18 protein-coding genes and 4 pseudogenes are annotated in these 23,063 nt (G+C 69.2%); 9 read left to right on the top strand and 13 right to left on the bottom strand.

Annotated features, from left to right (window positions below; all coding sequences use genetic code 11):
- The first annotated feature begins 85 nt into the window (after positions 1 to 85).
- Positions 86 to 499 carry a hypothetical protein gene (locus ACFWWQ_RS09165; protein WP_384592557.1) on the top strand — a complete coding sequence of 138 codons (414 nt, stop codon included), beginning with the start codon at positions 86 to 88 and terminating at the stop codon, positions 497 to 499.
- On the top strand, positions 496 to 2,640 hold the full coding sequence (locus tag ACFWWQ_RS09160) for a transporter substrate-binding domain-containing protein (RefSeq protein ID WP_384592554.1): 2,145 nt from the start codon (positions 496 to 498) through the stop codon (positions 2,638 to 2,640). Before ACFWWQ_RS09165 ends, ACFWWQ_RS09160 begins: the two co-directional genes overlap by 4 nt.
- A 119-nt stretch (positions 2,641 to 2,759) precedes the next feature.
- Here ACFWWQ_RS09160 and ACFWWQ_RS09155 read toward each other — a convergent pair whose 3' ends face one another.
- Positions 2,760 to 3,020, bottom strand: coding sequence for a hypothetical protein (locus ACFWWQ_RS09155; RefSeq protein WP_384592551.1), 261 nt, complete (start codon positions 3,018 to 3,020; stop codon positions 2,760 to 2,762).
- Positions 3,021 to 3,623: 603 nt separating this feature from the next.
- On the opposite strand from ACFWWQ_RS09155, the gene ACFWWQ_RS09150 reads away from it, so the two are divergent.
- The gene (locus ACFWWQ_RS09150) at positions 3,624 to 3,983 is read left to right on the top strand and encodes a beta/gamma crystallin domain-containing protein (RefSeq protein WP_384592548.1); all 360 of its coding nucleotides are present in this window, start codon (positions 3,624 to 3,626) and stop codon (positions 3,981 to 3,983) included.
- Between the two features lie 180 nt (positions 3,984 to 4,163).
- The gene (locus ACFWWQ_RS09145; protein ID WP_384592545.1) at positions 4,164 to 4,706 is read left to right on the top strand and encodes a class I SAM-dependent DNA methyltransferase; all 543 of its coding nucleotides are present in this window, start codon (positions 4,164 to 4,166) and stop codon (positions 4,704 to 4,706) included.
- A 20-nt stretch (positions 4,707 to 4,726) separates the two neighbouring features.
- Here ACFWWQ_RS09145 and ACFWWQ_RS09140 read toward each other — a convergent pair whose 3' ends face one another.
- Positions 4,727 to 5,017 carry a hypothetical protein gene (locus ACFWWQ_RS09140; RefSeq protein WP_384592542.1) on the bottom strand — a complete coding sequence of 97 codons (291 nt, stop codon included), beginning with the start codon at positions 5,015 to 5,017 and terminating at the stop codon, positions 4,727 to 4,729.
- A 239-nt stretch (positions 5,018 to 5,256) separates the two neighbouring features.
- Here ACFWWQ_RS09140 and ACFWWQ_RS09135 point away from each other — a divergent pair, with 239 nt between their 5' ends.
- Positions 5,257 to 5,619 carry a hypothetical protein gene (locus tag ACFWWQ_RS09135; protein WP_384592539.1) on the top strand — a complete coding sequence of 121 codons (363 nt, stop codon included), beginning with the start codon at positions 5,257 to 5,259 and terminating at the stop codon, positions 5,617 to 5,619.
- A 222-nt stretch (positions 5,620 to 5,841) separates the two neighbouring features.
- Here ACFWWQ_RS09135 and ACFWWQ_RS09130 read toward each other — a convergent pair whose 3' ends face one another.
- From ACFWWQ_RS09130 to ACFWWQ_RS09120, 3 genes are all read right to left on the bottom strand, one after another.
- Complete coding sequence (locus ACFWWQ_RS09130) at positions 5,842 to 6,957, bottom strand: chemotaxis protein (protein WP_384592536.1); 1,116 nt, start codon at positions 6,955 to 6,957, stop codon at positions 5,842 to 5,844.
- 257 nt (positions 6,958 to 7,214) lie between these two features.
- Complete coding sequence (locus ACFWWQ_RS09125; protein WP_384592533.1) at positions 7,215 to 7,853, bottom strand: hypothetical protein; 639 nt, start codon at positions 7,851 to 7,853, stop codon at positions 7,215 to 7,217.
- Positions 7,854 to 7,980: 127 nt separating this feature from the next.
- Positions 7,981 to 11,601, bottom strand: a complete 3,621-nt coding sequence (locus ACFWWQ_RS09120; RefSeq protein ID WP_384592528.1) for a beta-galactosidase — start codon at positions 11,599 to 11,601, stop codon at positions 7,981 to 7,983.
- Positions 11,602 to 12,227: 626 nt separating this feature from the next.
- Between ACFWWQ_RS09120 and ACFWWQ_RS09115 the strand changes: the two are divergent.
- Positions 12,228 to 12,598: pseudogene (locus ACFWWQ_RS09115) on the top strand (IS5/IS1182 family transposase); the annotation flags it as partial.
- A 586-nt stretch (positions 12,599 to 13,184) separates the two neighbouring features.
- On the opposite strand, the gene ACFWWQ_RS09110 reads toward ACFWWQ_RS09115, so the two are convergent.
- From ACFWWQ_RS09110 to ACFWWQ_RS09090, 5 genes and pseudogenes are all read right to left on the bottom strand, one after another.
- The gene (locus ACFWWQ_RS09110) at positions 13,185 to 13,604 is read right to left on the bottom strand and encodes a hypothetical protein (RefSeq protein WP_384592525.1); all 420 of its coding nucleotides are present in this window, start codon (positions 13,602 to 13,604) and stop codon (positions 13,185 to 13,187) included.
- Positions 13,605 to 13,842: 238 nt separating this feature from the next.
- On the bottom strand, positions 13,843 to 14,790 hold the full coding sequence (locus tag ACFWWQ_RS09105) for a hypothetical protein (RefSeq protein WP_384592522.1): 948 nt from the start codon (positions 14,788 to 14,790) through the stop codon (positions 13,843 to 13,845).
- A gap of 671 nt (positions 14,791 to 15,461) precedes the next feature.
- Entirely contained in the window at positions 15,462 to 16,907 is a 1,446-nt protein-coding gene (locus ACFWWQ_RS09100) for an aromatic amino acid ammonia-lyase (protein ID WP_384592519.1), read from the bottom strand.
- Positions 16,907 to 18,229 carry an MFS transporter gene (locus ACFWWQ_RS09095; RefSeq protein WP_384592516.1) on the bottom strand — a complete coding sequence of 441 codons (1,323 nt, stop codon included), beginning with the start codon at positions 18,227 to 18,229 and terminating at the stop codon, positions 16,907 to 16,909. Before ACFWWQ_RS09095 ends, ACFWWQ_RS09100 begins: the two co-directional genes overlap by 1 nt.
- A 244-nt stretch (positions 18,230 to 18,473) precedes the next feature.
- Positions 18,474 to 18,665, bottom strand: a pseudogene (locus ACFWWQ_RS09090) (IS110 family transposase); the annotation flags it as partial.
- A 453-nt stretch (positions 18,666 to 19,118) separates the two neighbouring features.
- Here ACFWWQ_RS09090 and ACFWWQ_RS09085 point away from each other — a divergent pair.
- Positions 19,119 to 20,015, top strand: a complete 897-nt coding sequence (locus tag ACFWWQ_RS09085) for an aminoglycoside phosphotransferase family protein (protein WP_384592513.1) — start codon at positions 19,119 to 19,121, stop codon at positions 20,013 to 20,015.
- 66 nt (positions 20,016 to 20,081) lie between these two features.
- On the opposite strand, the gene ACFWWQ_RS09080 is transcribed toward ACFWWQ_RS09085, so the two are convergent.
- Complete coding sequence (locus tag ACFWWQ_RS09080; protein ID WP_384592511.1) at positions 20,082 to 20,249, bottom strand: hypothetical protein; 168 nt, start codon at positions 20,247 to 20,249, stop codon at positions 20,082 to 20,084.
- A gap of 308 nt (positions 20,250 to 20,557) precedes the next feature.
- Positions 20,558 to 20,878, bottom strand: a pseudogene (locus ACFWWQ_RS09075) (GNAT family N-acetyltransferase); the annotation flags it as partial.
- Positions 20,879 to 21,163: 285 nt separating this feature from the next.
- On the opposite strand from ACFWWQ_RS09075, the pseudogene ACFWWQ_RS09070 reads away from it, so the two are divergent.
- Both ACFWWQ_RS09070 and ACFWWQ_RS09065 read left to right on the top strand, forming a co-directional pair.
- Positions 21,164 to 21,307 (top strand): annotated as a pseudogene (locus ACFWWQ_RS09070) (universal stress protein); the annotation flags it as partial.
- 169 nt (positions 21,308 to 21,476) lie between these two features.
- Positions 21,477 to 22,181 carry a helix-turn-helix domain-containing protein gene (locus ACFWWQ_RS09065; protein ID WP_384592508.1) on the top strand — a complete coding sequence of 235 codons (705 nt, stop codon included), beginning with the start codon at positions 21,477 to 21,479 and terminating at the stop codon, positions 22,179 to 22,181.
- A 51-nt stretch (positions 22,182 to 22,232) separates the two neighbouring features.
- Here the strand turns inward: ACFWWQ_RS09065 and ACFWWQ_RS09060 are convergent, their stop codons facing one another.
- A complete protein-coding gene (locus tag ACFWWQ_RS09060) occupies positions 22,233 to 22,883 on the bottom strand; it encodes a CBS domain-containing protein (RefSeq protein WP_384592504.1) in 651 nt (216 codons plus the stop codon).
- Positions 22,884 to 23,063 lie beyond the last annotated feature (180 nt).

The raw sequence follows: 23,063 nt of genomic DNA, 5'->3' as shown, positions 1-23,063 counted from the left end.
CGGGGCTGGCCCAGGGTGTGGAGCGCTGTTCAGGAATCCAGGTCCGGCGGTCTCGTGCGGCGTTTCCCTCTGCGAGCGCGGTGCTGTGGCGGAGAATGGGCGTGCATCGTCACAAGGAGGGTGCACGGGGGATGGGGAGGTCCGGGTGCAATTAGAGGTGCGGGTCGAGCCCGTGGGGGAACTGCGGTCTTTGCAGGGCTGGTTGCGGTCGGACCCTGAGGTACGCAGATCTGCCACGGTCGGAGTGCAGGGGAGTGCGCCGCGGCCGGGGGAGATGGGCACGGCGATGGATGTGCTGCAGCTGGTGACGGGGAACGGATGGAGCGCGGCTTCGTTCGTGCTGGCCCTGGTCGCGTGGCGGCAGACCCGGCCACAACGGCCGCGGTTGGAGATTCACCGCGGGGACACGGTTTTTGTCCTCACCGGCGGTTCCCACGAGGAGGTCGAGCGGGTGATCCGGGCTCTCGACGCCGACCGTGATGAGGACGGGGGGCGGTGAGCGTACTGCCCGACCCGGAGGCGTCGCGGGCGGTCCTGGTGGGGACGAGCCACTACCAGCATCTTGAGCAGCTGCCGGCCGTCTCGAACAACCTGCGAGCCCTCGCCGGACTCCTGTCAGGCCCTCTGTCGCTGCAACTGCCGGCGCAGCATGTGACCGTCGTCGAGAATCCGGCCGCCGCGCACACCGTGGTGAGAAGGGTGAGACAGGCTGCCGCCGAAGCCACCGACACACTGGTCGTCTACTTCGCCGGGCATGGGCTGATCGACCCGCAGGACATGCTCAGCCTGGCTCTGCCACACACCGAGTTCGGCCGTATCGAGACCGGTCTGCCCTATGACTGGCTCCGCCGGGTCCTTCTTCTGGACTCCCGTGCCGAGCGCCACGTCGTGATCCTGGACTGCTGCTACAGCGGCCTGGCGCTGGGGCGGATGAGCGCATCGCGCGATCTTGCCGACCAGGCCGCCGTGGAAGGCAGTTTCCTCCTCGCGGCTACAGCCGAGACCCGCACTGCCTTGGCGCCGGTCGGGGACACCTACACCGCGTTCACCGGCACCCTGCTCGACACGCTGCGCCACGGCATCCCCGGCGGCCCCGCGCTGCTGGATCTGGGGACCATCTACCGGCACCTGCGTCTGACGCTGGGCGCCCGGGGGCATCCCGTTCCACAGGCCAGGGACCGGAACAGCGGTGCCGAGGTGGCGCTCGGACGCAATCATGCGGCTCTTCCCGCCTCGCCGGCGAGTGCTCCGCCCGGAACGGAAACTGCCCGGCGTCCATGGCCTGATCAGTCTTCGATCCGTACCGGCCCGGGCTCAGTGCCCGGGCCCCAGACGCAGCCGCGGGAGTACGACCACTCCCTGGAGACCGCTGACGCCCAGCTCGACTCTCATAGTGCCCGTATGGGTACCAGCGGCGAGCAGGTCGACATCCCCGGTCAGGTCGTCCCCACTCCGTCCGTGGATAGCTTGGAAACCACCCCCACCAGCGAAGGCCACGGCCTGTCCACGGACAGCAGCTCCGGCACCCCCACGGAAAACCACGCCACCGTTTTCGAGAACGTCAACCGGCAAGGCTGCAGCGCCGCGCCTCAGGCGAACGGAGCCTGGGGCTGGCCTGGCAACGACAGATGCCTGCGCGTCGCACTGGTCGGCACCACCTGCCTCGCCCTCCTCACCGTCGGCGGCTGGCTCACCTGGAACAACCTGCACAAGACACAAGGACGGACCTCCGGCGCACCCGGCTCCTCCGCTTCCAGTCCTTCAGCCTCACCGCCCCCTCAAGAAAACGCTCTGATCGCGCTTGAAAATGCGAAGGAGGGCAAGGGGGAGTTCGTCATCGGAATCAAGGACAACCAACCCGGACTGAGTGAAAATGAAGGCACGAAAGAAAACCCAAAGTGGACCGGAGCCGAAATCGAATACGCCAAACTCGTCATCAAGTTTTTGGAAATCCCTGAAAAAAATATCCGTTTCGAACCCTTGGGGAGTGGCAGTCGCGAGGGCGCCCTGAAGGAAGAATTTGTTCACATGGTTGTGGGGACCTATGGAATCAATGAAGAGAGAAAGAAGGAAGTCGACTTCGCCGGACCTTACTACCAGACCAGGCAGAAAATCCTGCTACGAAAAGGCCAAGGGGACGAAGAGGCAGACTTCAGGGACAAGTACGGGGTACAGAAATCGGCGAAAGTGAACTCAATTGCTGACTTGAAAGAGAATCTCAACGTCCCTCTCTGTACAGTCGAAAACTCAACCTCGGTGGGTCGCCTCAAAGAGCAGGGGTTCACGAATGTGGCCACCCGTACTGATTACGATAACTGCATGAGAGGTCTGCGTACGGCGCACGGGCTCGGCAGTTACAAATACGATGGGGTGGTTACGGATGAACCCATCCTGACGGGTCTCAAAGAAGCCAGCGAAAGGGAGGGGGGAGGGGCAGGACTCATGATTACCCGGGACGGTTTCGGTGTGGCGGAGAAGTACGGGATCGGGCTGACGAAAGGAAACCCCACCCTGAAGGTCCGAGTTTGCAATGCAATAAGGAGAATTAAGGCCGAAACGGTGCGGGAGCTATATAAAGGAATCTCAACGGGGATGTCGATACAGGTAATTCCCAATCCAGTCGAATGCCTCAAAATCTGAGACCGCATTTGAGATCTTTCGCGTCCCTGGGTTGAAGGGGTTGTTGAGTCTGAAGTGAGAGACTTTGGGGGCGGGCATCCATCGGATCTGACGGACGAGCAGTGGACTTGGTCGAGCCGTTACTGCCGGCAGTGAAGGTCGGGTGGTGGGAGAAGCGGGAGAGCGGTCTGGGCCCGCTGGGTCAATGTCCGCGCCTTGGAATGTCCTCTGAATGCGGGCTCGCGAGGCGAGGGCCTCGCGTCGCGTCGCTCAGTCCGTTCGGCGACGGTGTGTTCGTCCCGCTCGTCCCGCACCTTCGCCGACTCCTTGGCCAGCCGTTCTTCGAGTTCGTCCAGTTCTCCACGCCGCACGGTGATCCATTCCGGCAGCTCGGTATCCATACACCGGATCGTGGAAGGCCGAGGCGCTGAAGGATCGGCCGCCGTGCCGGACAAGCAGCCGACCCCGATCGCCTCCGCCGCAGTCTGCGCTCAGCGGCCGAGAAGACCCCCGTCGCCGCTCTGTACCGAGCCCGCGCAGAGCGGTTCGACCGTGCGAGTCCAGCGCGCCGCGGAGCTGTGAACTGCAGTGGACCACCCTGGGGCGATCAGGATCCACCGAGCAGGGCAGCCTCCAATGTCTGCCCCGAGCTGGACGCACTCGCCCGGCACGTGCGCTCCTTCGCCCACATGCTCACCCACCTGCAAGGCAGCAACCTGCCGACGTGGATCGAAGCAGCCACCGCCACCACCGACCTGCCCAGCTTCCGCCGGTCGCCCAGCGTCAACGCGAAAGCACTTTCGCATTCCGGGGAATCAACTGACCCCACCTCAAATCAAACACCGAGGTTATTCATATTGTCACCAAATGGCGAAATCTGGCCGGGGCTGGAAAAGGCTCATCGGTACGAGAAATTGGCTGGGAGGAACACTCTCGATGGTCGCTGCATATGCAAGAGTGGGGGCTTCTGAACCGTAGGGGAAAGGGAAGAAATGAAGCTGCCCGTGCGTCGTTCCGTCGGCATCGCTGCCGCCTCTGTGGCTGCATTGTTCGCCACGGCCGTCCCCGCCACGGCCGTGTCTCCCTCGCACGCCGTCGCCTCGATCCACCGTACGTCCTGTACCGAGCGCGCCTTCCTGACGATCCACAACAACAACGGCCATGACATGCTCTGTTTCGCCGATGCCGGGTCCATGCCCGTCGCTATTTACGGCGTCAACTGGGTCGAATCGGGGAACAACGTCGTGACCCTCCAGTACCAGAAGGATATGAACAACCCGAAGCTCGACACCGTCACCCTCCAAAAGCGGCAGGCGTGGAACCCCGGCCACGTCCACAAGATCATTTCGATCCGGATCCACTGAGCCCGCCGAGGTCGAAGTTCGCTGAATAGCCTCGACATTTCGCGACGGTCCGCCGGACCCTCCGGCGGACCGTTTCGGCAGCAGCGGGCTCGCCGCCGTGGTCGGGCGCCGCACCGGGGCCCGCGGGCACGACGGGAACGGCGCTGTGGCGGCGGTGACCGGTGTGCCAAGGTGGGGCGCATGACGTGGAACGGTGACGACTACCAGGCCCGGTTCGATCGGATGGCTGCCGCGGGGGAGGACGTGCACGGTGAGGCCGTGTTCGTCCGGGCCTTCGAGCCGGCGAGCGTTCTCGATGCGGGCTGTGGCACGGGGCGGGTGGCTGTGGAGCTGGCCCGGCACGGGATCGAGGTGACGGGGGTGGACGCCGATGCCTCGATGCTCGACACCGCGCGGTGCCGGGCGTCGGAGGTCCACTGGCACCGCCGTGACCTGGTCGGCCTCGATCTGGGGCGGACCTTCGACGTCGTGGTGATGGCGGGCAACGTCCCGCTGTTCACCCCGCCCGGGACGGAGGCCGACCTGGTGGCCGGGGCGGCCCGGCACGTCCGGCCCGGGGGGCACCTCGTCGCCGGGTTCTCCCTGGACCGCGGTTACGGTCTCGACGACTACGACGCGCACTGCCGCGCGGCGGGGCTCGCGCCGGAGGCCAGGTACGCGACCTGGTCGCGCGAGCCCTACACCGGCGGCCCATACGCGGTTTCCGTGCACCGCAGGCCCTGACCGGCCGCGGTGCCCGGCGGTCAGGGCAGCGCCTGCCGGAGGGTGGCGGCCAGCTCCTCCGGGCAGTCGCGCAGCAGGTTGTGCCCGGCGGCGAGCGCCGCGGTCGTGTGCCCGCCCGTCGTCAGCGCCGACCATGCGGCGAGGTTCGCCGCCGAGACGTCCGGTCCTTTGTGCCGCGGGCGGTGAGGATCGGCGCCGCCAACGGCGTCCAGCGGGCCGCCCCCGTGAGGTACTCGTGCGTCGCCCGGTAGTCGCCCGGCTCTGCGCCGCGGTCGCGCCCACGAGCACCCCGGCCGGGCAGCGCCGCGCACCGGCCCGACTGCGGCAGTGACTGCGGCAGTGACGGCGGTAATGACGGCGGCCTCGCGCTGGCCCGTACGCCCGCCACGGGTGATGGCGGAGTGCCCGAACTTCCATGCCTGACAAGGCAGTTGCCCGGACGTTCTTGGCCGGTCTCATGCGTGCGCTTTACCGTCGGTCCTCGTACGGTGTGGGCGGCCATATACACCAACAAGGGGGAGATATGCGGAAGGTAAGGCGATCAGGGAAGATGGCGCGCAACGGGGCCCGAGCCCTGGCGCTGCTGGCGGTCGTGGCGGCAACACCCGCGGTGGCGTCCGTTCCCGCTGCGGCCGGGACGTTGAGCTGCGGTCACGCATGGAGCAACAAGAGCGCGTACTCGTCCCACGTCACCCGAACCGACGTCAACTACCGCAGGGGCCCGCACACCAGCTGCGACTCGTTCGGGCAGTGGTCGCGCGTGAAGGTGTACTACCACTGCTGGACGTACGGGGACACCGTTGGCGGGAACCGAGGCTGGTGGCACGTCCGACGGGCGGGCACCCAGCAGCAGGGCTGGGTGAGCGAGACGTACCTCGGCATCACCGGCAACGACCCTGCCGAACGCTGTTAGCTCTGCTCCCACCACGGCGGAGTGCGCTACTGGTACAAGTAGGCATCGCCTCGCGACGCTGCACGGTTACGCAGTAACCTTCGACGCGATTCCGGAGACCGGCCACCCGATCGGTTCCGTAGGCGCCCTGGAGGCCGCACCGCCCGCGCACGGACCGCAACGGCGGCCGGTGTCCCCTCGTCGGGGCACCGGCCGCCGCACACGAGGGCCGACGGGAACGGATCAATACCGCAGCGTCCCTGCGATCCCGCCCGCCTCGGCGAGCACGCCGTCGGGCACGAACCGCACGTCCGCGCCGGTGTCCAGCGACCGCTCCACGATCGTGTCCACGATGTCGTCGACGGAGTCCGGGTCACCGGGCTCGGCCGGCATGAGGTGCTCGCCGGTGTCCCGCACGGTCTCCCGGTAGTTCTCCTCCACCGCCAGCAGCGCGACCCGGCCCACCTCGGCGTTCTGCCGGAGCTCGTCCATGCCGGCTGCGAACGCCCGGCGGCCGCGCGCCCGGTCCAGTTCGGCCAGCACCTCGGCGACTTCGGCCTCCGCGCGCTTCTCGGCGTACGGGCGGATCGCCTGCCAGAGGGCGTCCGGCGGGCCACCCGCCAGCCCCGTGTACGGCACCTGCGTCACCGTGCTCCTGGCACCGGAACCGCCCCGTACGACCGTCCCGGCCTCTTCGAACAGGGAGAGCGCCGCCGTCTCGCCGACCACGTACAAGGGCCGGGGGTCGGTCCTGACGACGGCCGTGAGCGCGGTGTCCGCGTCCCGCAGGAACTTGCGGGTGTGCTCGTCACGGAAGGTGCTGGGCACGTCGCCCACCTGCAACTGGTCCTCGGGATCGGGGTCCACCAGGCTGCGGGTCAGCGGGAATCCGCCGCGGTGTGCCTCGGTGACGCGGTCGGCTGCACCGCTCCACAGGCTGACGCGGTCGGCGGAGAGCGCCAGCACCCAGAAGGGGTGCTCGGCGGCCTGCGCGGCGACGAGGTTGCGGGTGAGGAAGGTGTCCGAGAGCACCACCCGGGCCGGGACCGTACGGCCCAGCGACCACACCTGGTGTTCCCCTGGTGCCGCGAAGAGGACCAGGCCCTCTTCGGCATGCGTCAGGTCGATCTCCGACGCCGCCCGGTCCAGCTGCTCGGTGACATCGATCCGTCGCTGCCTGGAGACGTCCGGATCGTCCTGGAGCCGCTCCTTGGCCTCCGCCAGCATGTTCCGCAGCAGGACCGGGTCCTGTGCGTTGTCCGGCTCACGACGGTGCGTGGGCAGCAGGACCGACACGGCCGGATAGGGCCGCTGCTGACGGAGCTCGGCGAGGTCAGCGGAAGTGAGCGCAGCATGCATCGGAAGCCTTCTTTCGGCGCGGGGATTTACGGAGCCGAAGCGGAAACGCGGAGGGCGGAAGAGCCGCGAAGGGGAAGGGAAGGGGGCGTCCGACGGGATCCGCCCCGCGCGCCCCGCCCGACCACACTACGAACGATATGCCCGATTCCCCGATCGGGCAGCAGGTGCGCGGACCTCACGCATCGCCCCCCCGCTGCCGCGGGATTCGCCCGGACGACGGTACCGGCTCCGGAAGCGGCCTTGCACCCTGCGTGGTGTCATCGAAGGACGCCGCCTCCGCGCAGCGCACGGACACCATGCGACGAACACCCCGAGAACACTCCCCATAACGCTCTGTAGCATCCCGACATACCGAGCCCCGCGGCGGTGGGCGGAAAGCACGGTCGGCAACCTGCGAGCCCGGGACATCGGTCGCCGTGCTCGGCCTCCGCCGCGTTGCGCCAGGACCGGCCGCCCCCACCCAGCGCCGACTCACCGTGCGGCACGTCCACCCAGCCCAGCAGCCTCACCGGCAGCCCGAGGCCATCCACACGGCGGGCACGCTCCCGCAGCAGCTCCAGCAGCCGCGCCTCCTCACCGACCAGCCGCGCGGCTTCGGCCTCATGCACGGCGGCTCGGGCGTGCCGTATTCGCAGGTCGCCCGCCACGGTCGCCGAACCGCGTGCCGGGGCCTCGACCGGCCGGGCGAGCAGCCGCTCCAGCTTCGCGGCCTCGGCCTCCTGGACCTCCTTGTTCCCCGTCCGCATGAGCAGCCCGGGGGAGATCGCGTCGTAGCGCTCGGCGACCACGCGCACGGACTCGTTGTTCGTGGTGGCGACGAGCACCGTCTGGCCGGCGGCGACCGCCGTGGCGACCACCGCCGTCACCACCTCGCTCTTCCCGGTGCCGGGTGTCACGCCGTAATTGGACGGTAAGGCCCTCTCGCAGCGCGTCAACGGCAAGAACTTCCTGCCGCAGGGCGCCGCGAGAGGCCCCTTCCTCACCATCGCGTCAGGCCGACAACTCCCCGGATGCCCCGGGATATCAGCCCGCGCAGCTCAGCGTCGCGTTCGCCCAGTCCCCGTGGTCCTGTCCGTAGCCGTCGCCCGCGTTGCCGACGACCAGGTCGAGGACCTTGGCGCCGGTCACATCGGCGTGCACCGCGAGGGCCTTCGCGTTCCCCCGCATGACCGGGGTCGACGCGACCTCCTTGCCGTCTGCGAGGACCTTGAAGGTGACGGAGCCGTCGCCGTCCGTCTCGTCGTCGACGCCCACCGAGGCGCTGAAGCGGGTGCAGGCCCCGCCCAGGTACACGGTGACGTCACTGTCGGCGTGGATGCCGAGCCCCTTCGCGTACGACGTGCCCGCGATCGACATCGGCTTCCCGTCACCGGCCTGGTCCTCGCCGTTGGAGGTGTTCCGCTCCACCGGACCCCAGCCGTTGGTGGCCGTGAAGTCGAGGTCCGCGAGGTCGTGCGTGCCCGCGCCGGGCGCCGGAGGCGGTGTGGCGACGCTTGTTGCGGCCGCCGCGGTCCCCTCCTGGTACCGCGCAGTGGCCGACAGCACCGTTGACAACGGCCCGCTCTCGGTGGCCGCGGTGACCTTCCAGGTACGGGTCACGGTCTGCCCGGCCCGTACGTCACCCAGCCGCTGTGTGGCCGCCGGCTCGGACTTCCACCCGTCCGGCAGTCGCAGTTCGAGCGCGGCGTCGTGGGCCGTGGAGCGGCGCGGAGCGAAGGTGGCCGTGACCTCGCCCGAGCCGCCGCGGGTGATCGTGTCCGGGGCGCTGACGCGCACATCGGCGTTCGCGCTCGGATCGCTGTGGGCGACGTCCGACCAGCCCGGCGAGGCGATATCGCGGTACTGCAAGGGGGTGGTGTGGTTCCCGTACGCCTTCAGCGACACCTTGCCGAGGCCGTCCCCGTCCGCGTCCTCGCCGATGACGGCGATCGCCACCGTGTTGTGGCCGTTCGTGCGCAGCATGCCCGGCTGGACCGGGAAACTGGTCTGCGGACCCAGGCCGTTGACGTACAGACCGACCATCCAGCCGTTGACGTACACGAGCGCCCGGTATTTCTTCGACTTGTCGTCCGCGAAGGTCAGCCCCAGCGGCACGTCCTGACCCTTCGGCAGATCGAGGTCGAAGGCGGTGCGGTACCAGGCGACGCCGGATGCGCTCGCGCCGCTGTGCGGCAGCGATACGGAGGACCACTTGTCATCCGGATAGCCCGGCAGGTGCATGCCGTGTCGCTCGCCGTACAGACCGCCGGTGTTCAGCGGACCGCGTACCGGGTCGACCAGGTCCTCGCCGCCGAGCGCGCCCTGGAGCCGCCAGCCGATCTGCTTGTCCGAGCCCACCAGGTGTGCCGCCGTCAGCCCGCGCGGCTGCTTGTGGTGGTCGTCCGCGGACCAGTCCTGCTCGTGCGCCGTGTGGGCGGAGAGGACGGCCAGCACATTGTCCTTGCCCGGCTTCAGCGCCCCGGCGGGGACGTCGAAGCGGTGCGTGGCGTCCCCGCTGCTGCCCAGATAGACGCCGTTCAGCCATGCCAGATACGCACCACCCTTCCCTGTGGTCGCGTCGACCTGCACTGCCGTCTCCGTGCCGGCCGCCGTGAAGTGCCCCCGGTACCAGACCGAGCCGGCGTGGAAGCCGTAGTGGTCCACCGAGAGGGCCTGCTGGTCGGCGGCACGCCAGGCCGCGTCGTCGAATCCGGGCTGAGCCTCGGGCGTCTCGCGGTGGAACTTCCAGCCGCCCAGGGTCGGCAGGGTGACGGGCTTCGGCCCGGCGAGGCTTGCCCCGGTCGTGTCCAGGGCGCCCTTCGCGGGCTTGCCGTTCCAGGTGACGGACGTCGCCGGAGTGCCGGTGATGACGTGTAGCTGCGCCGCCTTGTCGGTGTCACCGGTCAGCTTGAGCACGCCGTCCGCGGAGGAGCTGGTGCGCAGCAGCTCGGGGCCGCTCGCGAGGACCGGGCCTTGCGAGGTGTCGAGGCGCCAGTAGGTGTCCGCGGTCGCGTCGTCCGCGAGCAGCAGCAGGAGCGGGGTCGAGCTGCCGGGCGGGGTGATCAGCACCTTGGCCAGGCCGTCGTGCGCGTAGTTCAGCCGCAGATCGCCGCTCGCCGCGTCCCAGGTCTGCTCGACCTGACCGCTGAGCACCTGGACCTCGGGCCGGTCCGCGTAGCGCAGCACGGTCTCGCCGTCCTCGCCGTGCCGCCCGTACAGCAGCGCCACATCGCGCTCGCCGAAGGTTCCGTGCGTCATGATCTCGGAGGTCGAGTAGCGCAGCTGCTGATGGTCCATCGCGTAGTCGGAGACCAGCAGCTTGGAGTCGCGGGCGTCGATCGTCAGCGCGGTGCCCGGCTTCTGCGGCACGGCCGGGTAGTCGCCGAGCGCGAGATGCGTGGTGTCCTTTGCCTTGTCGTTGACGTCCTTGTGGCGCACGACGGTGATACGGGTGCCGTTGTCCGGATTGCGCCGGTCGCGGCGCAACAGCGCGCTGTTCTCCGGCGCGGCCACGGTGACCTTCTCCGTCTTCGTCAGCGGCGCCACCGACTGCTGCATGTAGCCGAGCCGCTTCATGACCAGGTACTTCTCGGTCAGCTGACGGTCCTCGCGGATCGGCGCGCCATAGTCGTACGAGCTGTAGACCGACTCCGGCGACGCCAGCCAGCCCCAGGACGTGCCGCCGTACGCCATGTAGAAGTTCTGCATGGTGGCACCCGAGGCGATGTTGTTCTCGTAAGCGGCCTTCGCGAAGTCACCGTTGGTGAGCTGCCGGCACTTGTCGTAGCCCTGCCCGCCCCACGGGTCGAAGGCGCCGCTCTGGAACTCCGCCAGGAACAGTGGCTCGCCGGGCTTCTTCGCGTCCGAGTAGTCGGGCAGGTCACGCCAGACGTCCGGCTTGGAGCAGTTGAAGCCCTGCGGATACGAGTCGTACCCCTCGACGTCGAGTTCCTTGGTGAAGGTGCCGTTGTGATTGCCTGTCAGCGGCACGGTGATGCCGTCGTCGTGTGCCTTGTCGACCAGGTGCCGCATGTATGCGTGTCCGTCGGCCGTGTCCTGGTAGTACTCGTTCTCGACCTGATAGGCGATCACTGTGCCCGTGCCGTTGGTGAGCTGGTGCCGGGCGATGATCGGGTCGATCTGCGACAGCCACTCGTCGGAGGCGGCGAGGTAGTCGGGCGCGGTGCTGCGGGCCTTGCCCTTCTGGGTGACCAGCCAGCCGGGGAAGCCGCCGCCGTCGGTCTCCGCGTTGATGTAGGGGCCGGGCCGCGCGATGACGTAGATCCCGACCTCCTCTGCGATATCGAGGAGCTTGTCGACGTCGCGGAGGCCCTTGAAGTCGTACACGCCGGGCTTGGGGGAGTGGAAGTCCCAGTCGAAGTAGATCGACGTCGCGTTGTAGCCGCCCGCCTTCATCTTCTGCAGCACGTCCCGCCAGGCGTCCGGGCTCGGCAGCCGCCAGTAGTGGAACTCGCCGGACCAGATGGAGAGCGGCTTGCCGTCGATGGTCAGAGCCGTGTCGTCGTGGCTGACCGTGTGGGTGGGCTGTGCAGCGTGCGGTCGAGTCTGAGCGGGCGCCGCGGTGGTGACGCCGAAGGAGCAGAGCGCGAGCGCGGTGAGCGCGACGGTGAGCCCACGGGCCGGCCGTCTCGCGCGTGATGCCATGCGCATGCCATTCCTCTCGCAAAGTGACGTGTGGGATGGCGTGCAGCTTAGGTCTGTTCGATCGCGTTGGAAACAGTCCGGTCTTGGTGAATCTTGTCTCTAGTGGACACGATGACGGCTGACCTCGCCAGCGTCCGGCAGTGGGCGTCGTATCTCCTCCTGCGCTACCGGCTTTCTCGCGCCATGCCCCGCGCGGCTGGGGCAGGGCCCACGCGCTACCCATGCCAAGGGAGTGGGAAGGGGGTTGGGTCTTGTGTCGTCATGTTCAATCATGTCCAGGCTTGGTTGATTCTCGTCGACGGAAAAGGGACCCCGTCGACAGAGGAAGCCCATCTCCCTCCCCCAGGTTCCGAAGGCCCGTGCAGGGATGACGCGAGGAACCGGAGCTCGGGCAAACGAGACCATCCCGCACGTCTCGGTGGCGGAGAATGTCCACGCGGGCTCCCTGCCCCGCAAGGCCGGACGCCGCCCGGACCGCGCGGAACTCCGTCCGGGGTGGTGCAAGGGGTTGCCGCACAACCGGTCCGGCGTTCGCTGACGGAGTCGCCGAACGCGATTCGCCGAGGCCGAAGAGCTGTGCGGAGTACCGGCGAGTGGCACGGCCTGCCGTATGAGCGCGTCGCTTCTGGCCACGCCTGCATGCCGCCCTGCTGAGCGAGTTGCGACGCGCCGACCTGCTGGACCTGGGCGACTGCGCCGGGGACGGATCCCACGTCCGGGTCCTCAAAGGCGGGACCGCGTAGGCCCCTCGCCTGTCGACCGCGCCCGCCCTGGCTCCCAGCGCCATCTGATCGTGGACCGTCACGGAATACCGCTCGCCATGCCACGCACCGGCAGCAATCGCCACGATGTCACCCAACTCCTCCCACTGCTGGACGTGATACCGCCTATTCGGGGCCTGCGGGGACGCCCTCGTCGCAGACCCCGGCGCTTGTGCACCCACCGTGGCCGCGACTTCGACAAGTACCGCCGCCTGCGGTGGAAGCGCGGCATCACGATGTCCCCGGCGCTCCCTCTGCCGTGTTGGTGATCACACAGGCCGGCGCCTGAGGGGGTACCGCGCTCCAACCGGCCGCACCAGAAGCCCTTCAGGCGTCGGGCGCGGGCTCACCTTCGGTGGAGCCGGCGCGACGGCGCCGTCGTCCGGCCGCGCAGATGAGGACCCACAAGAGCCGCCATGTGCGTAGCGGCCGACGACCACGACGCCCGCCAACCCGAGGCGATGCAGTGGAGGTTGGAGCGGGAGCGGGAGCGGGAGCGGGAGGGACGGTTGAGGGCGATGGGGAGGTCGGCGGTGCGCCCTGCGGGGGCACGGACGTGACGGACCCATTCTCTGGAGCCGGACGACCGTCGTTCTGCGGCTGGGTGGGAGTTGAGGGAGGGGACTCGGGGCGGCGGGTGGGGTTGCGGGCGGCCTCGGCGCGTACAAGCGCGCCGAGCGCGGCGAAGATGTCTGCGGGCATGCCGGAACTCCTGCGGTGCTGAGGCCGTTGACGCGGAAGCGGCAGGCCGCGGGCACCCCTTGGGCCCCGCCACGAGGAGGGCGGGGTGGGGGCAGGGGTGTGGGGTGCGGCCGGGTCTGCTCAGCAGCGCAGTACGGTCACACGGGCGGGCGATCCGGCGTCAACGGCCGGCAGAACGGCCCAGGGAGCGGCGAGTCCAGCTGCGGCCGCGGACACCATCACGGGCGTTTCCCGCACCGCCGTGCCGCTCGGCCCCGTAGGAGCTTGCGGCCGCAGATGGCAGGCCGTGGCGTGGCACAGCCGCCGGAAGCCGTTGCCGGGGTGGCGCGTGTCGCCCTCCGCCTGTCCCCACACGTCGGCCTCGGGGTCGCAAGTCTGGTCCGCCAGGCCAGTGGCGGCGAACGTTTCGGCGGCGGAGTACTTCGCGGCCGCGGGCGGCACCGCATCGGAGTAGGTGCTGGTCAGCGCCGTGAACAGCAAGGTCAACAGCGCCAGGAGCAACAGCATGCGGCCGCGGCCGGTGCTGACGCTGTCACGCATGGAGGTCTCCCAACGCTCTTCCGTAGAAGGCATCCCCGGGGAGAGATCGGGGTATTCGGGAGCCATCGGAATGAGTCGGCTATTCCACTCGTTCCGGTTATGAATTGCATGTCTGCATGCAAGGGGATGAGGCCGGAGCGAGCTGGCCGTAGTGAGGGCGCCGTGGAATCACCACCCCGCGGATGCACAGCCGGGGCCGCTCCCTGCGCTGCCTGCTCGGCGGGGTGGTGGCCGCGCGTCAGGCGGTCTCGCGGGCGCGGGCGTAGTGGCGCGAGAAGCCCGCCAGCGGTTCGTTCTCCGCGTTCCACGGCCAGGGCGTCGCCACGCCGCCGGTGGCGCGCAGCGCGGCCGCGGCGTCGCTCGGCCGCGCGGCCTTGATCAGCGCGTAGGCCAGCAGGTTCAGATCGGCGAGCGCCTGCGCGTGGTGGAGGAATCCAGGGCTCGGCCAGTGCTGGGCCGCGCGGTCGAGCATGGCGACGGCGTCATGGCGGCGCCAGAACTCCCCGGCGCCGAGGGCGGTCACCCCTCCGGAAGCCATGGTGCGCTGGTGGTTGCGGACGAGCGCGGTGAGCTCCAGGCCGGCCGCGGGGGCGTTCGGCGGCATGACGCGGACGCTGTCGAGCAGGTCCAGCACCTGGCCGCTGGAGCCGCACTCGTCGGGCGAGAGGTACCCCAGGGCCTGGAGGTGGGCCTCCCGGTTCCACGGGTCACGGGCCTTGATCTCGCGCCAGACCGCCGACAGTTCGGTGGGCGGGCGGCGCTCCAGGCGCAGCGTCGCCAGGTACACCGTCCAGGGCGTGGGGTCGGCGGGCAGCAGTTCGGCGGCGAGCCGGCAGGACGCCCGGGTCGCGTCGAGGTCGACCGTGGAACCCTCCTGCCTGGCCTGGAGCAGATCCGACCAGGCATGCAGCAGCACAGCGGACTGGTTGCCCGGGTTGCGTTCCCGCCAGATGCCGGGTAGCGCCCGCCCCGCGGATCCCGCGAGCACCCTCAGGCGGTGCGCCTTGCGGTCCCAGTCCTCACCGGCGTCGTCCAGGACGTCCGCCATCAAGGCCATGACAGGCGTGTCGAGGGAACCGCGGTCCCAGCACGACTCGACGCGCCGCCGGACCTGCCCCAGGGCGGTGTCGTCGAGTTCGGGTAGCAGGCGGGGGTGACTGCCTTTGCGGCGTCCGAATACGGGCATTTCCGCGATGACCTTCCCGAGGAGATACGGGCGGGACGAAGTCCCGGAATCATACGGGCGAGGGCTCAGCGCGCAATCGGCGCCCGTAATCCGAGATGCGGCCGGTTCCCAGGCACGCGCGGGAGCCGCGGAATCACCTGGAATGGGATGCTATTTAAGCTTTGATGCCTTCGCTTAGGGATTTCCGATATTGCTCATGTTCGCACCGTTCGGGTAGGGGTTGGGCTAGGGGCGGGGGCGGTCGCCGGTTCTTACGTGTTAGGGGCGGGGGCGGTCGCCGGTTCTTACGTGTTGTGCCGTCGCTCTGCCGTGCCTGCGAAGTACGCCCTGCGTAGTTCTGAGGGAAGCGGTATCGGCTGAGGGGGATGCCACCCCGCTGGACAGCGGGGTGGCGCAACGGGCGGGGGAGCAGTGGGCAGGTGGCGCTGTGTGACGACCTGGCGTTGACGAGTTTTCCGCCCCGTCGACACCGCCCGTCACCATCTGGTGAGGCGTGCTTCGTGGCTGTGGCAGGCGGCTACCGGTGCCCTTGGGTACCAACAAGCTCTTCGTCTGCTGCCCGGCCCCCGACATCAACCGCCGCTGACGCTTGTCCAGATGCGGAAACAATGCCCGGAACTTCGCCGCGTGTGCAGACGGGCGGAGCGCTCCCGGCCGCAAGCCGGCTGACGTCAGCCGCCGGCCAGCAGCGCCGCGGCCGCCTCCACGTCCGCCGTGAGATTGCGGTCGGTGGCTGACGGGTCGAGTCGATCGGCCGCGCGGTCGTAGAAGTCCCGCAGTTCGCCGTCGCCCGCCGGCACGAGGTCGCGCAGCCGCAGGGCGCGGACCGCCGCGACCAGTTCACAGGCCAGTACGAGCCTGAAATGCTCCACCGACTCCAGCAGGCGCCGGGCGCCGGTGGAGGCGAAGCTCGCGTGTTCCTCCGCCCCGCGCGATATCACCGCGTGGCCGAGCGTGACCGGCTGTGCGGCCCCGCGGAGTTCGGCCAGCGCGGACTGCGCCGCGTACTCGGTGATCATGACGCCGCTGCTGCCGTGCTCGTCCTCGGCGAGGAAGGGCGCCAAGCCCGTGAAGGCCGGTTCGACGAGGACGCCCAGCCGGGTCGTGGACAGCTCGGCGGTGCCCAGTAGTCCCAGCCGGAACTGGTCGAGGGCCAGGCCCAGCCGGGCCAGGTGAAAGCCACCGTGGTGGTGGTAGTCCTCCGCGTCGGCGTTGAGCAGCGGGTTCTCCACGGCGGCGTTGATCTCGACGGACAGTACCTGGTCCAATGCGGACCAGGCGTCCAGTGCGGCGCCGTGCACCTGCGGGAGGCAGCGCAGACCGAAGGGGTCCTGTACCAGCGGGGACTCCCAGTCCGCCGGGGAGAGCAGCTCCCGCATCTGCGCCGCGAGCAGTTGTGCGCCGGGATGCGGGCGGAGTTCGTGCACATACTCGGCGTACGGCTCGGTGGAGCCGCGCAGCGCGGTCAAGGTCAGTGCGGCGACCAACGGCACCCGGTCCAGCAGCAGCCGCAGATCGGTGGCGGCGAGCGCGGACTGTCCGATGGTGAGCGCACCGCTGGACATCAGAGGCAACGCGTCCCAGCGGCTGAGCGCCAGCGGCGCGGGGGCCGGCCCGAGGCCACCCCGCCAGGGCAGCTCGCCCGCCAGCGTGAGGCCGAGCTCGCCGAGTGCGGAGAGGTCTCCGGTCCCTATCGCGCCCAGAGCGTGCACGGTGGGCAGGTGACCGCCGGTCAGCGCTTCGGCGATGCGGTCCAGCACCACGACGTCGATCGCGGACCCGCCGCACAGCAGCTGGTTCAGCCGGACCGCGAGCATCGCCCGGGTCTGTTCGTCCGGCACCACCGGGCCGATTCCGCCGCTGTGGCTGCGCAGCAGCCGCATCCCGAAGGTGTCCACGGCGGAGTCCGGGACGGTGGCCGTGCGGTTGGCGCCCACGCCTGTGGTGTAGCCGTAGACCCGGCGGCGTGCGGTGATCCGCCGGGCGGTCTCCCGGGCTTCCTGCACCCGCTCGCGGGCCTTCAGGTCGAGCAAGGGCAGCGTCCCGCCCCGGGCGAGGGAGGTGACCTGGGTGGCGCTGAGCGACCGGCCGTCGAGGGTGAGGTGTGTGCGCGTCATCAGTGCTGCCCTTCCTCGGTGGTGAGAGTGTCCCGGGTCTCCGGCGCCCAGATCAGGCTGACGGCCGTGCCCAGCAGCAGCACCAGTGCCATCCAGCCCATCGACCAGCCCACGCCCAGCCGGCTCAGGCTGACGGGCAGGACGAAGGTGCCGATCGCGGAGGCGATCCGACTCGTGCCGTTGAGGAAGCCGACGCCGGAGGCGCGCAGCGGGGTGGGGAACAGTTCGGGCGGGTAGACCTGGGTGATGTTGGACGCCCCGGCCATCACGAAGGTGTAGACGAGGAACGGGACCATGAGCACCCAGCCGGAGGAGCCACTGAACACGGCCATGGCCGCCAGACATATCGTGAGGATCGCGAAGGTGCCGATGGTGAACGGCCTCCGGCCCATCCGCTGCACTGGCCACAGCCCGATCACGCCGCCCAGCAGCAGGGCGAGGTTGAGCACCAGGTTCTGGGTGTCGGCGTCGGAGATGTGCAGGGTGCCCAGGATCTGCGACATGAACGTGTAGATGGCGAAGTACGGCAGCACCTGGGCGCTGTAGAAGATCACGCCGAACCACGTCTTGGCGGACTGGCCACGGGCGAAGAGGTCGCGGTAGCGGGCGGCCGGCGGCTGTTCGGCCGCCGCGGCCCGCGCCTCCTCGGCGGTGACCTCGGACTGACCGAGGTACCTGCGGCGGATCTCCGCGGCCTCGGCGGACCGGCCGCGGGCGGCCAGCCAGCTCGGGGACTCCGGGATGCCGATCCGCAGCAGGAGAACCAGCAGGGCGGGCACCGCCCCGCTGGCCAGCAGCCAGTGCGCGGCACTGTCGGTGATCGGGATGTAGGTGCCGAGGACGTTGGCCAGTACGTAGCCGACGGTCCACAGCACGGTGAGCGAGCCCAGCAGGACGCCGCGCAGGCGGCGTGGTGCAAACTCGGAGAGGAGCGTCGAGCCGACGGCGTAGTCAGCACCCAGACCGAAGCCGATCACCAGCCGCAGCAGGAAGAGGACCATCGGGCTATGGGCCCAGAACTGAGCGGCGGACGCGATCGCGATCAGCACGAAGTTGTAGCGGTACACCTTCTGGCGACCGACCGTGTCCGCCAACCGTCCCAGCAGGATGCTCCCGAAGAACAGACCGATCAGCGCGGAGGCGCCGAGCAGCCCCTGCCAGACACCCGACAGGTGCATGGTGGTGTTGAGGACAGGCAGGACCGCGCCGATGATCCCGAGGGCATAGCCGTCGGAGAAGTTCGCCCCGAAGGTGGTCGCCGTCACCCTTAGGTGGAAGCTGGTGAGCGGCTCCGTCGCGGCGACGCCCGACGAGGCCGCCACGCCCCCGCTCCTTTGTGCTTCCAGGCCTGTCGCCATGCGTGCCTCCCGGCAACTGGGGATGTTGGGCTGGCGACAGCATGCATGAATTCATACAGTCAGACAATAGTTTGATGAAATCTTCCATTCAGATAGCCGGGGCGTCGGCGAGCAGATGGATGCTGAGCGCGGAAGTTGCGGTCGGCCAGCAGGGGTGTTCCCGGCCGCAGGCTGCGCAGCAGGCGTGGGGGTGCCCCTATGGGTTTCGTCAACCTGTAGGGCTGGGCTGGGGGTCGTAGAAGGTGCCGTCGCGGAGCATGGCGAAGAGCACGTCGGCTCGTCGTCTCGCGAGGCAGAGGAGGGCTGGGGGGTGGTGCTTGCCCTGGCTGATCTTCTTGTCGTAGCAGGCCCGGGAGACGGGGTCGGCCAGGGCGGCGAACGCGGAGGGGAAGAAGACCCGCGGGCTCCTTGACGTCACTGGTGCGGATCACGATCTGGGCGAACGCGGGCATCCCTGGGTTGATGGCAGTGCCACGCCGACTCTGCTCGGCATGAAGCCGACTCTGCTCGGCATGAAGCCGACTCTGCTCGGCATGAAGCTGAGCGAGTGTGTCCTCCGCCCCGGCCAGGCTTACCTGCAGCCCTTCCACTTCGCCGAGCCATCCTTCGCGTTCGGCCTCGGCGATGCGGGCGAGGAGGTTGTCGCGGATCTCTACAAGCCGGTCGCGCCTGGCGGGGTCGGGCCAGAGCATCGGGCAGCGCCCACAGGCTTCTCTGAACTTTGGGGCCGTTCCGTTCCCAAGCCTCTGATCTGCAGCCCTCTGAACCGAATTGGTGATGCCAGAGGAATCACAGCGAGACGTTCCGGAGAGCGAGAGCCGCCCCGCCTGCCACCTCAGTACTGTGACTTCGCATGACCGACACCGAGATCGAGATCACCGCAGACCTGGTCCGTGACCTGCTGCAGGAGCAACATCCAGACCTTGCAGGGCTGGCCATCCGCGAGGTGGCGGGCGGCTGGGGCAACCAAATGTGGCGCCTGGGGGACGAGTTGGCCGTGCGTATGCAGCGCATGGACCCCACCCCGGAACTCCAGCTCAAGGAGCGGCGGTGGCTACCCGTGCTGGCCCCGCGCCTGCCGCTCCCGGTGCCGACCCCGGTGCGGTTCGGCGCACCATCCGAGCGCTTCCCCAAGCACTGGACCGTGATGACGTGGGTCCCCGGCGAGCCGCTGGACCACGGCTCGATCAGCCGCGGCGCCCACGCGGCCGACACGCTGGCGGGTTTCCTCCGGGCGCTCCACGTGGAGGCACCCGCTGAGGCGCCGATCGCTACGGACCGCGGTGCCCATCCCCAAAACTGCACGGAAGGCTTCGAGAACTTCTTCAAGGCCGTTGCCCCCGACGACATCGCTGCCGACGTCCGGGCCGTCTGGGACGACGCCGTTGCGGCCCACTCGTGGGAGGGGCCGCCGGTGTGGGTGCACGGCGACCTCCATCCCGCGAACGTCGTCGTCTCGGGCGGAACGCTCTCGGGCATCGTCGACTTCGGTGACATGTTCGCCGGCGATCCGGCGTGGGACCTCGCCGCCGCATGGGTGCTGCTACCCGCGGGCACGGTCTCACGGTTCTTCGACGTGTACGCGCATGCGGACGATGCGGCGATCCGGCGCGCCCGGGGGCTGGCTGCTATGAAGAGCCTCTTCCTGATGCTCATGGGGCAGAACGGAGACAGGGGCCTTCCCGGCGGCAAGCCGAACTGGGGACCTGTAGGCCGGGCGGCACTTGATCGTGTTCTGAAGGGCATTTGATGCACGCTTCTTTGAACTCGTTCTCGATCTTGGTTGAGGGCCATGCGGCAGCCGACCTTCGCGGGTTCATCGATCACCACGCGTGGTGGGGATGCCGAGGTCGACTTCCGTGTGCTGTCCGCGGTGGCATTCGAGTGGGCGGAGCTTCTCCTCGGCGCCGGCCAGGCTGACCTGGAGACCTTCGACCTCGCCGAGCCAGCCTTCCCGTTCGGCTTCGGCGATTCGGGCGATCAAGTTGTCGCGGATCTCGGCAAGCCGTGCCTGTTGGGTCGGGTCAGGTCGGAGGAGCGAGCATCTGACACAAGCGTGCTCAGGAATGCACGGGGTCCCGAAGGCGCGTGCGCAGGTGCAGATGGACACCTTCCGCTTCTCGAAGTGGGCGAGGAAGGCGTCCCACTCTTCCTCGGTCGGGGTCCGGTACTCCTCGCTGGGGCGGGAGGATCGGCGGCGGGCGATGAATGCCCGGTGGGCCTCGATCGTTTCGGCGGGATAGACCGCTAATGATGGAGTCGGATATTGGAACTGTCTGAATACCCTTGCGTTCAGAGGGGGTCGAGGAGCATCAGAACCTCGTCCCGGGTGTCGTCGGGTGCGAGTCGGAGGGCCCCAGGCCAGCGGCCGACCTCCCGCCATCCGAACCGGCTGTAGAAGCCCTCCAGCCCCTCTCCTCCCCGGGCCGCGAGATGGAGCTGTTCGAGGTCAAGTTCATCGCGGGCGATCTTCCGCAGCTGACGCATGAGTGCGGAGCCGACACCACGGCCGCGGAATTCGGGGTGAGTCTGAAGGTGGTTGACCGTGCCCCAGTGTCCGACGAGCTGGTAGGGATCGCGGTTGAGGACGACCCATCCGGCAAGAACGTCGTCGAACCCGGCGGTGATGGGAGGCGACAAGATCTTTCACGTGGCGTTGGAGGCGGACCATCTGCTCGTCCCGTTGCGGAAAGGCGTCGGCGGCCACGAACGGCCCTGGCGCCGTGCCGGGCAAGGGGCATTTTCTGGAGGTGGATGGCCTCTCTCCCGGTGGTGGAGCCGCCCCGGCTCCACCACCGACCCGGGCCATGACCGAGCGTCTCGGCGCCGGCCTCGGCAGTCAGCAGCGTCCGGCCGGGCACACCTTGTGCGAGACCTCATGGCGGGGAGGAGGGAACGATGGAACCCGTCATCACCGTGGGCCTCGATGGTTCACCCGAGGCCCTCGCCGCTGCCCACTGGGCCGCTGACGAAGCCGAGCGACGCGGCTGCACACTGCGTCTGCTCCATGCCTGGCCCATGCTGGCGCCGGAGCCGGCCCACGTCCTCCCGGAGATCGCTCACAACTTCCCGGCGAGTCGGCTCGTCCAGACGGTGCGGACAGAGCTGTGGGCACGCCATCCCGACCTCCGCATCGCCGGCGAGTTGGTTGCCGACGACGCCCCCCACGCGCTGCTGCACGCCGCAATCCGCCCCGTGAAGGAAGTGCACCATGAGCTGCCAGGAGCGTGGTCCCGGCCCGACGCCACCCCGGGACGGGAGCGACCTCGGACGGCGGGTGAGGTTCCGTCGGCGGCAACTCGGGCTGACCCGCGAGGAGGTGGCCGCTCGGGCGGCGGCCTCGCCGGGCTACCTCCGCTACGTGGAGGAGCACGCGGCCCTGCCGGGCATCGCCTTTCTGCTGCGGCTCGCCGACGCGCTGGACACCACGGTCGCCGAACTCGCGGGGCAGACCGTGGAGTTGCCTCCCGGGCTTGCGGAGGCCGTGGTACGCCCCGAAGTGCTGGTGCTGGTGCTGAGCGTCGCCGCATGCTGGGAACACCTCTCGACGCATGGTGTCGGCAGGCTCGCGGTCACCGTCGACGGCGTCCCGGCGATCTTCCCGGTGAACTACACAGTGGCCGGCGAGAAGATCGCCTTCCGCACCGCTCCGGAGTCCGGCCCGGCCGAGGCGGCCGGCCGGCAGGCCGCGTTGGAGGTCGACCACATCGACGACGCGTTCCGGCAGGGCTGGAGCGTCCTGGTCATCGGATCTGCCCGGACGGCCACGAGCGATACCGATGCCCGCCGGCTGGAGAGGGCCGCCCGCTCCGGCCCCTGGGTGGGTGAGCGTCCGCAATGGATCGTCCTTGACCCGACCCGCATCACCGGTCGGCGGATCCGCGCCACCGGGGCGCCGACGTCCACCTCCCCATGAAACCGGCGAAGGACGGCGGTCGGTGGACCGGCGCCGCCCATCAGGTCGGGCTCAAGCCTTCGGCCCCGCCGCCACGTTCTCGGCGACCGAGACGACGCCGTCGACACCGGCGCACATGCGCGTCAGGACGGGGATCAGGAGCGGGTCGTCCACCGAGCCGTGCAGGGTGACCTGCCCCTGCACGACGTCGGCGGTGACGCCCGCCGCGCCGAGGCGGGCGAGGCGCCCGATGACCTCCCGGGAGATCTCCTCCCGGATCGCCTGGTCCCTCCGGAGGAATACCCGCAGCAGGTCGTTGCGGCTGACGATGCCCAGAAGCCGGTCCGTCTCGTCCACCACGGGCAGCCGCTTGACGTTCTGCACCTGCATCAACCGCGCGGCCTCCACGACCGTCCACTCCGGGTGTGCGCACACGGCGGGGGCGGACATGAACTCTCCGGCGGTGCGGCCCTCGGCCCGCTCCCGCTCCCACGCCTCCAGATGCGGCAGCGGCGTCCGGCCCGTCAGATCGGAGCGGTCGGCGACCTTCCGCAGCAGGTCGGCCTCCGAAACCATTCCGGCGGGCCGGCCGAGACTGTCCAGGACCGGGACCGCGCTCACCGCGTTGTCGGCCAGGATCCGCGCGATCTCCTTGAAGGGCGTCTCCAGCCGCACGCTTACGACCTTCCGTGTCATGAGTTCACCCACCGTGCGGTGCTCCATGACCGGCTCCTTTCCTCCGTGCCGCCCCGCATGGCCTTTCGCGCCCGCGGGTACCGCGGCCCCCACCTCTTCAGCATGGCCGGTTCCGCGCCGCCCCGGCATGAGCCGGTCGGCCCTCCGACCGGGGCCGAGACGGGGACCAGTGGCCCTGGTACGGCCGGGGCGTATCGACGACTCTGG

The organism is Streptomyces sp. NPDC059080 (assembly GCF_042739975.1).
Classification (GTDB): Bacteria; Actinomycetota; Actinomycetes; order Streptomycetales; family Streptomycetaceae; genus Streptomyces; species Streptomyces benahoarensis.
This window is presented reverse-complemented; position numbering and strand designations above follow the sequence as displayed.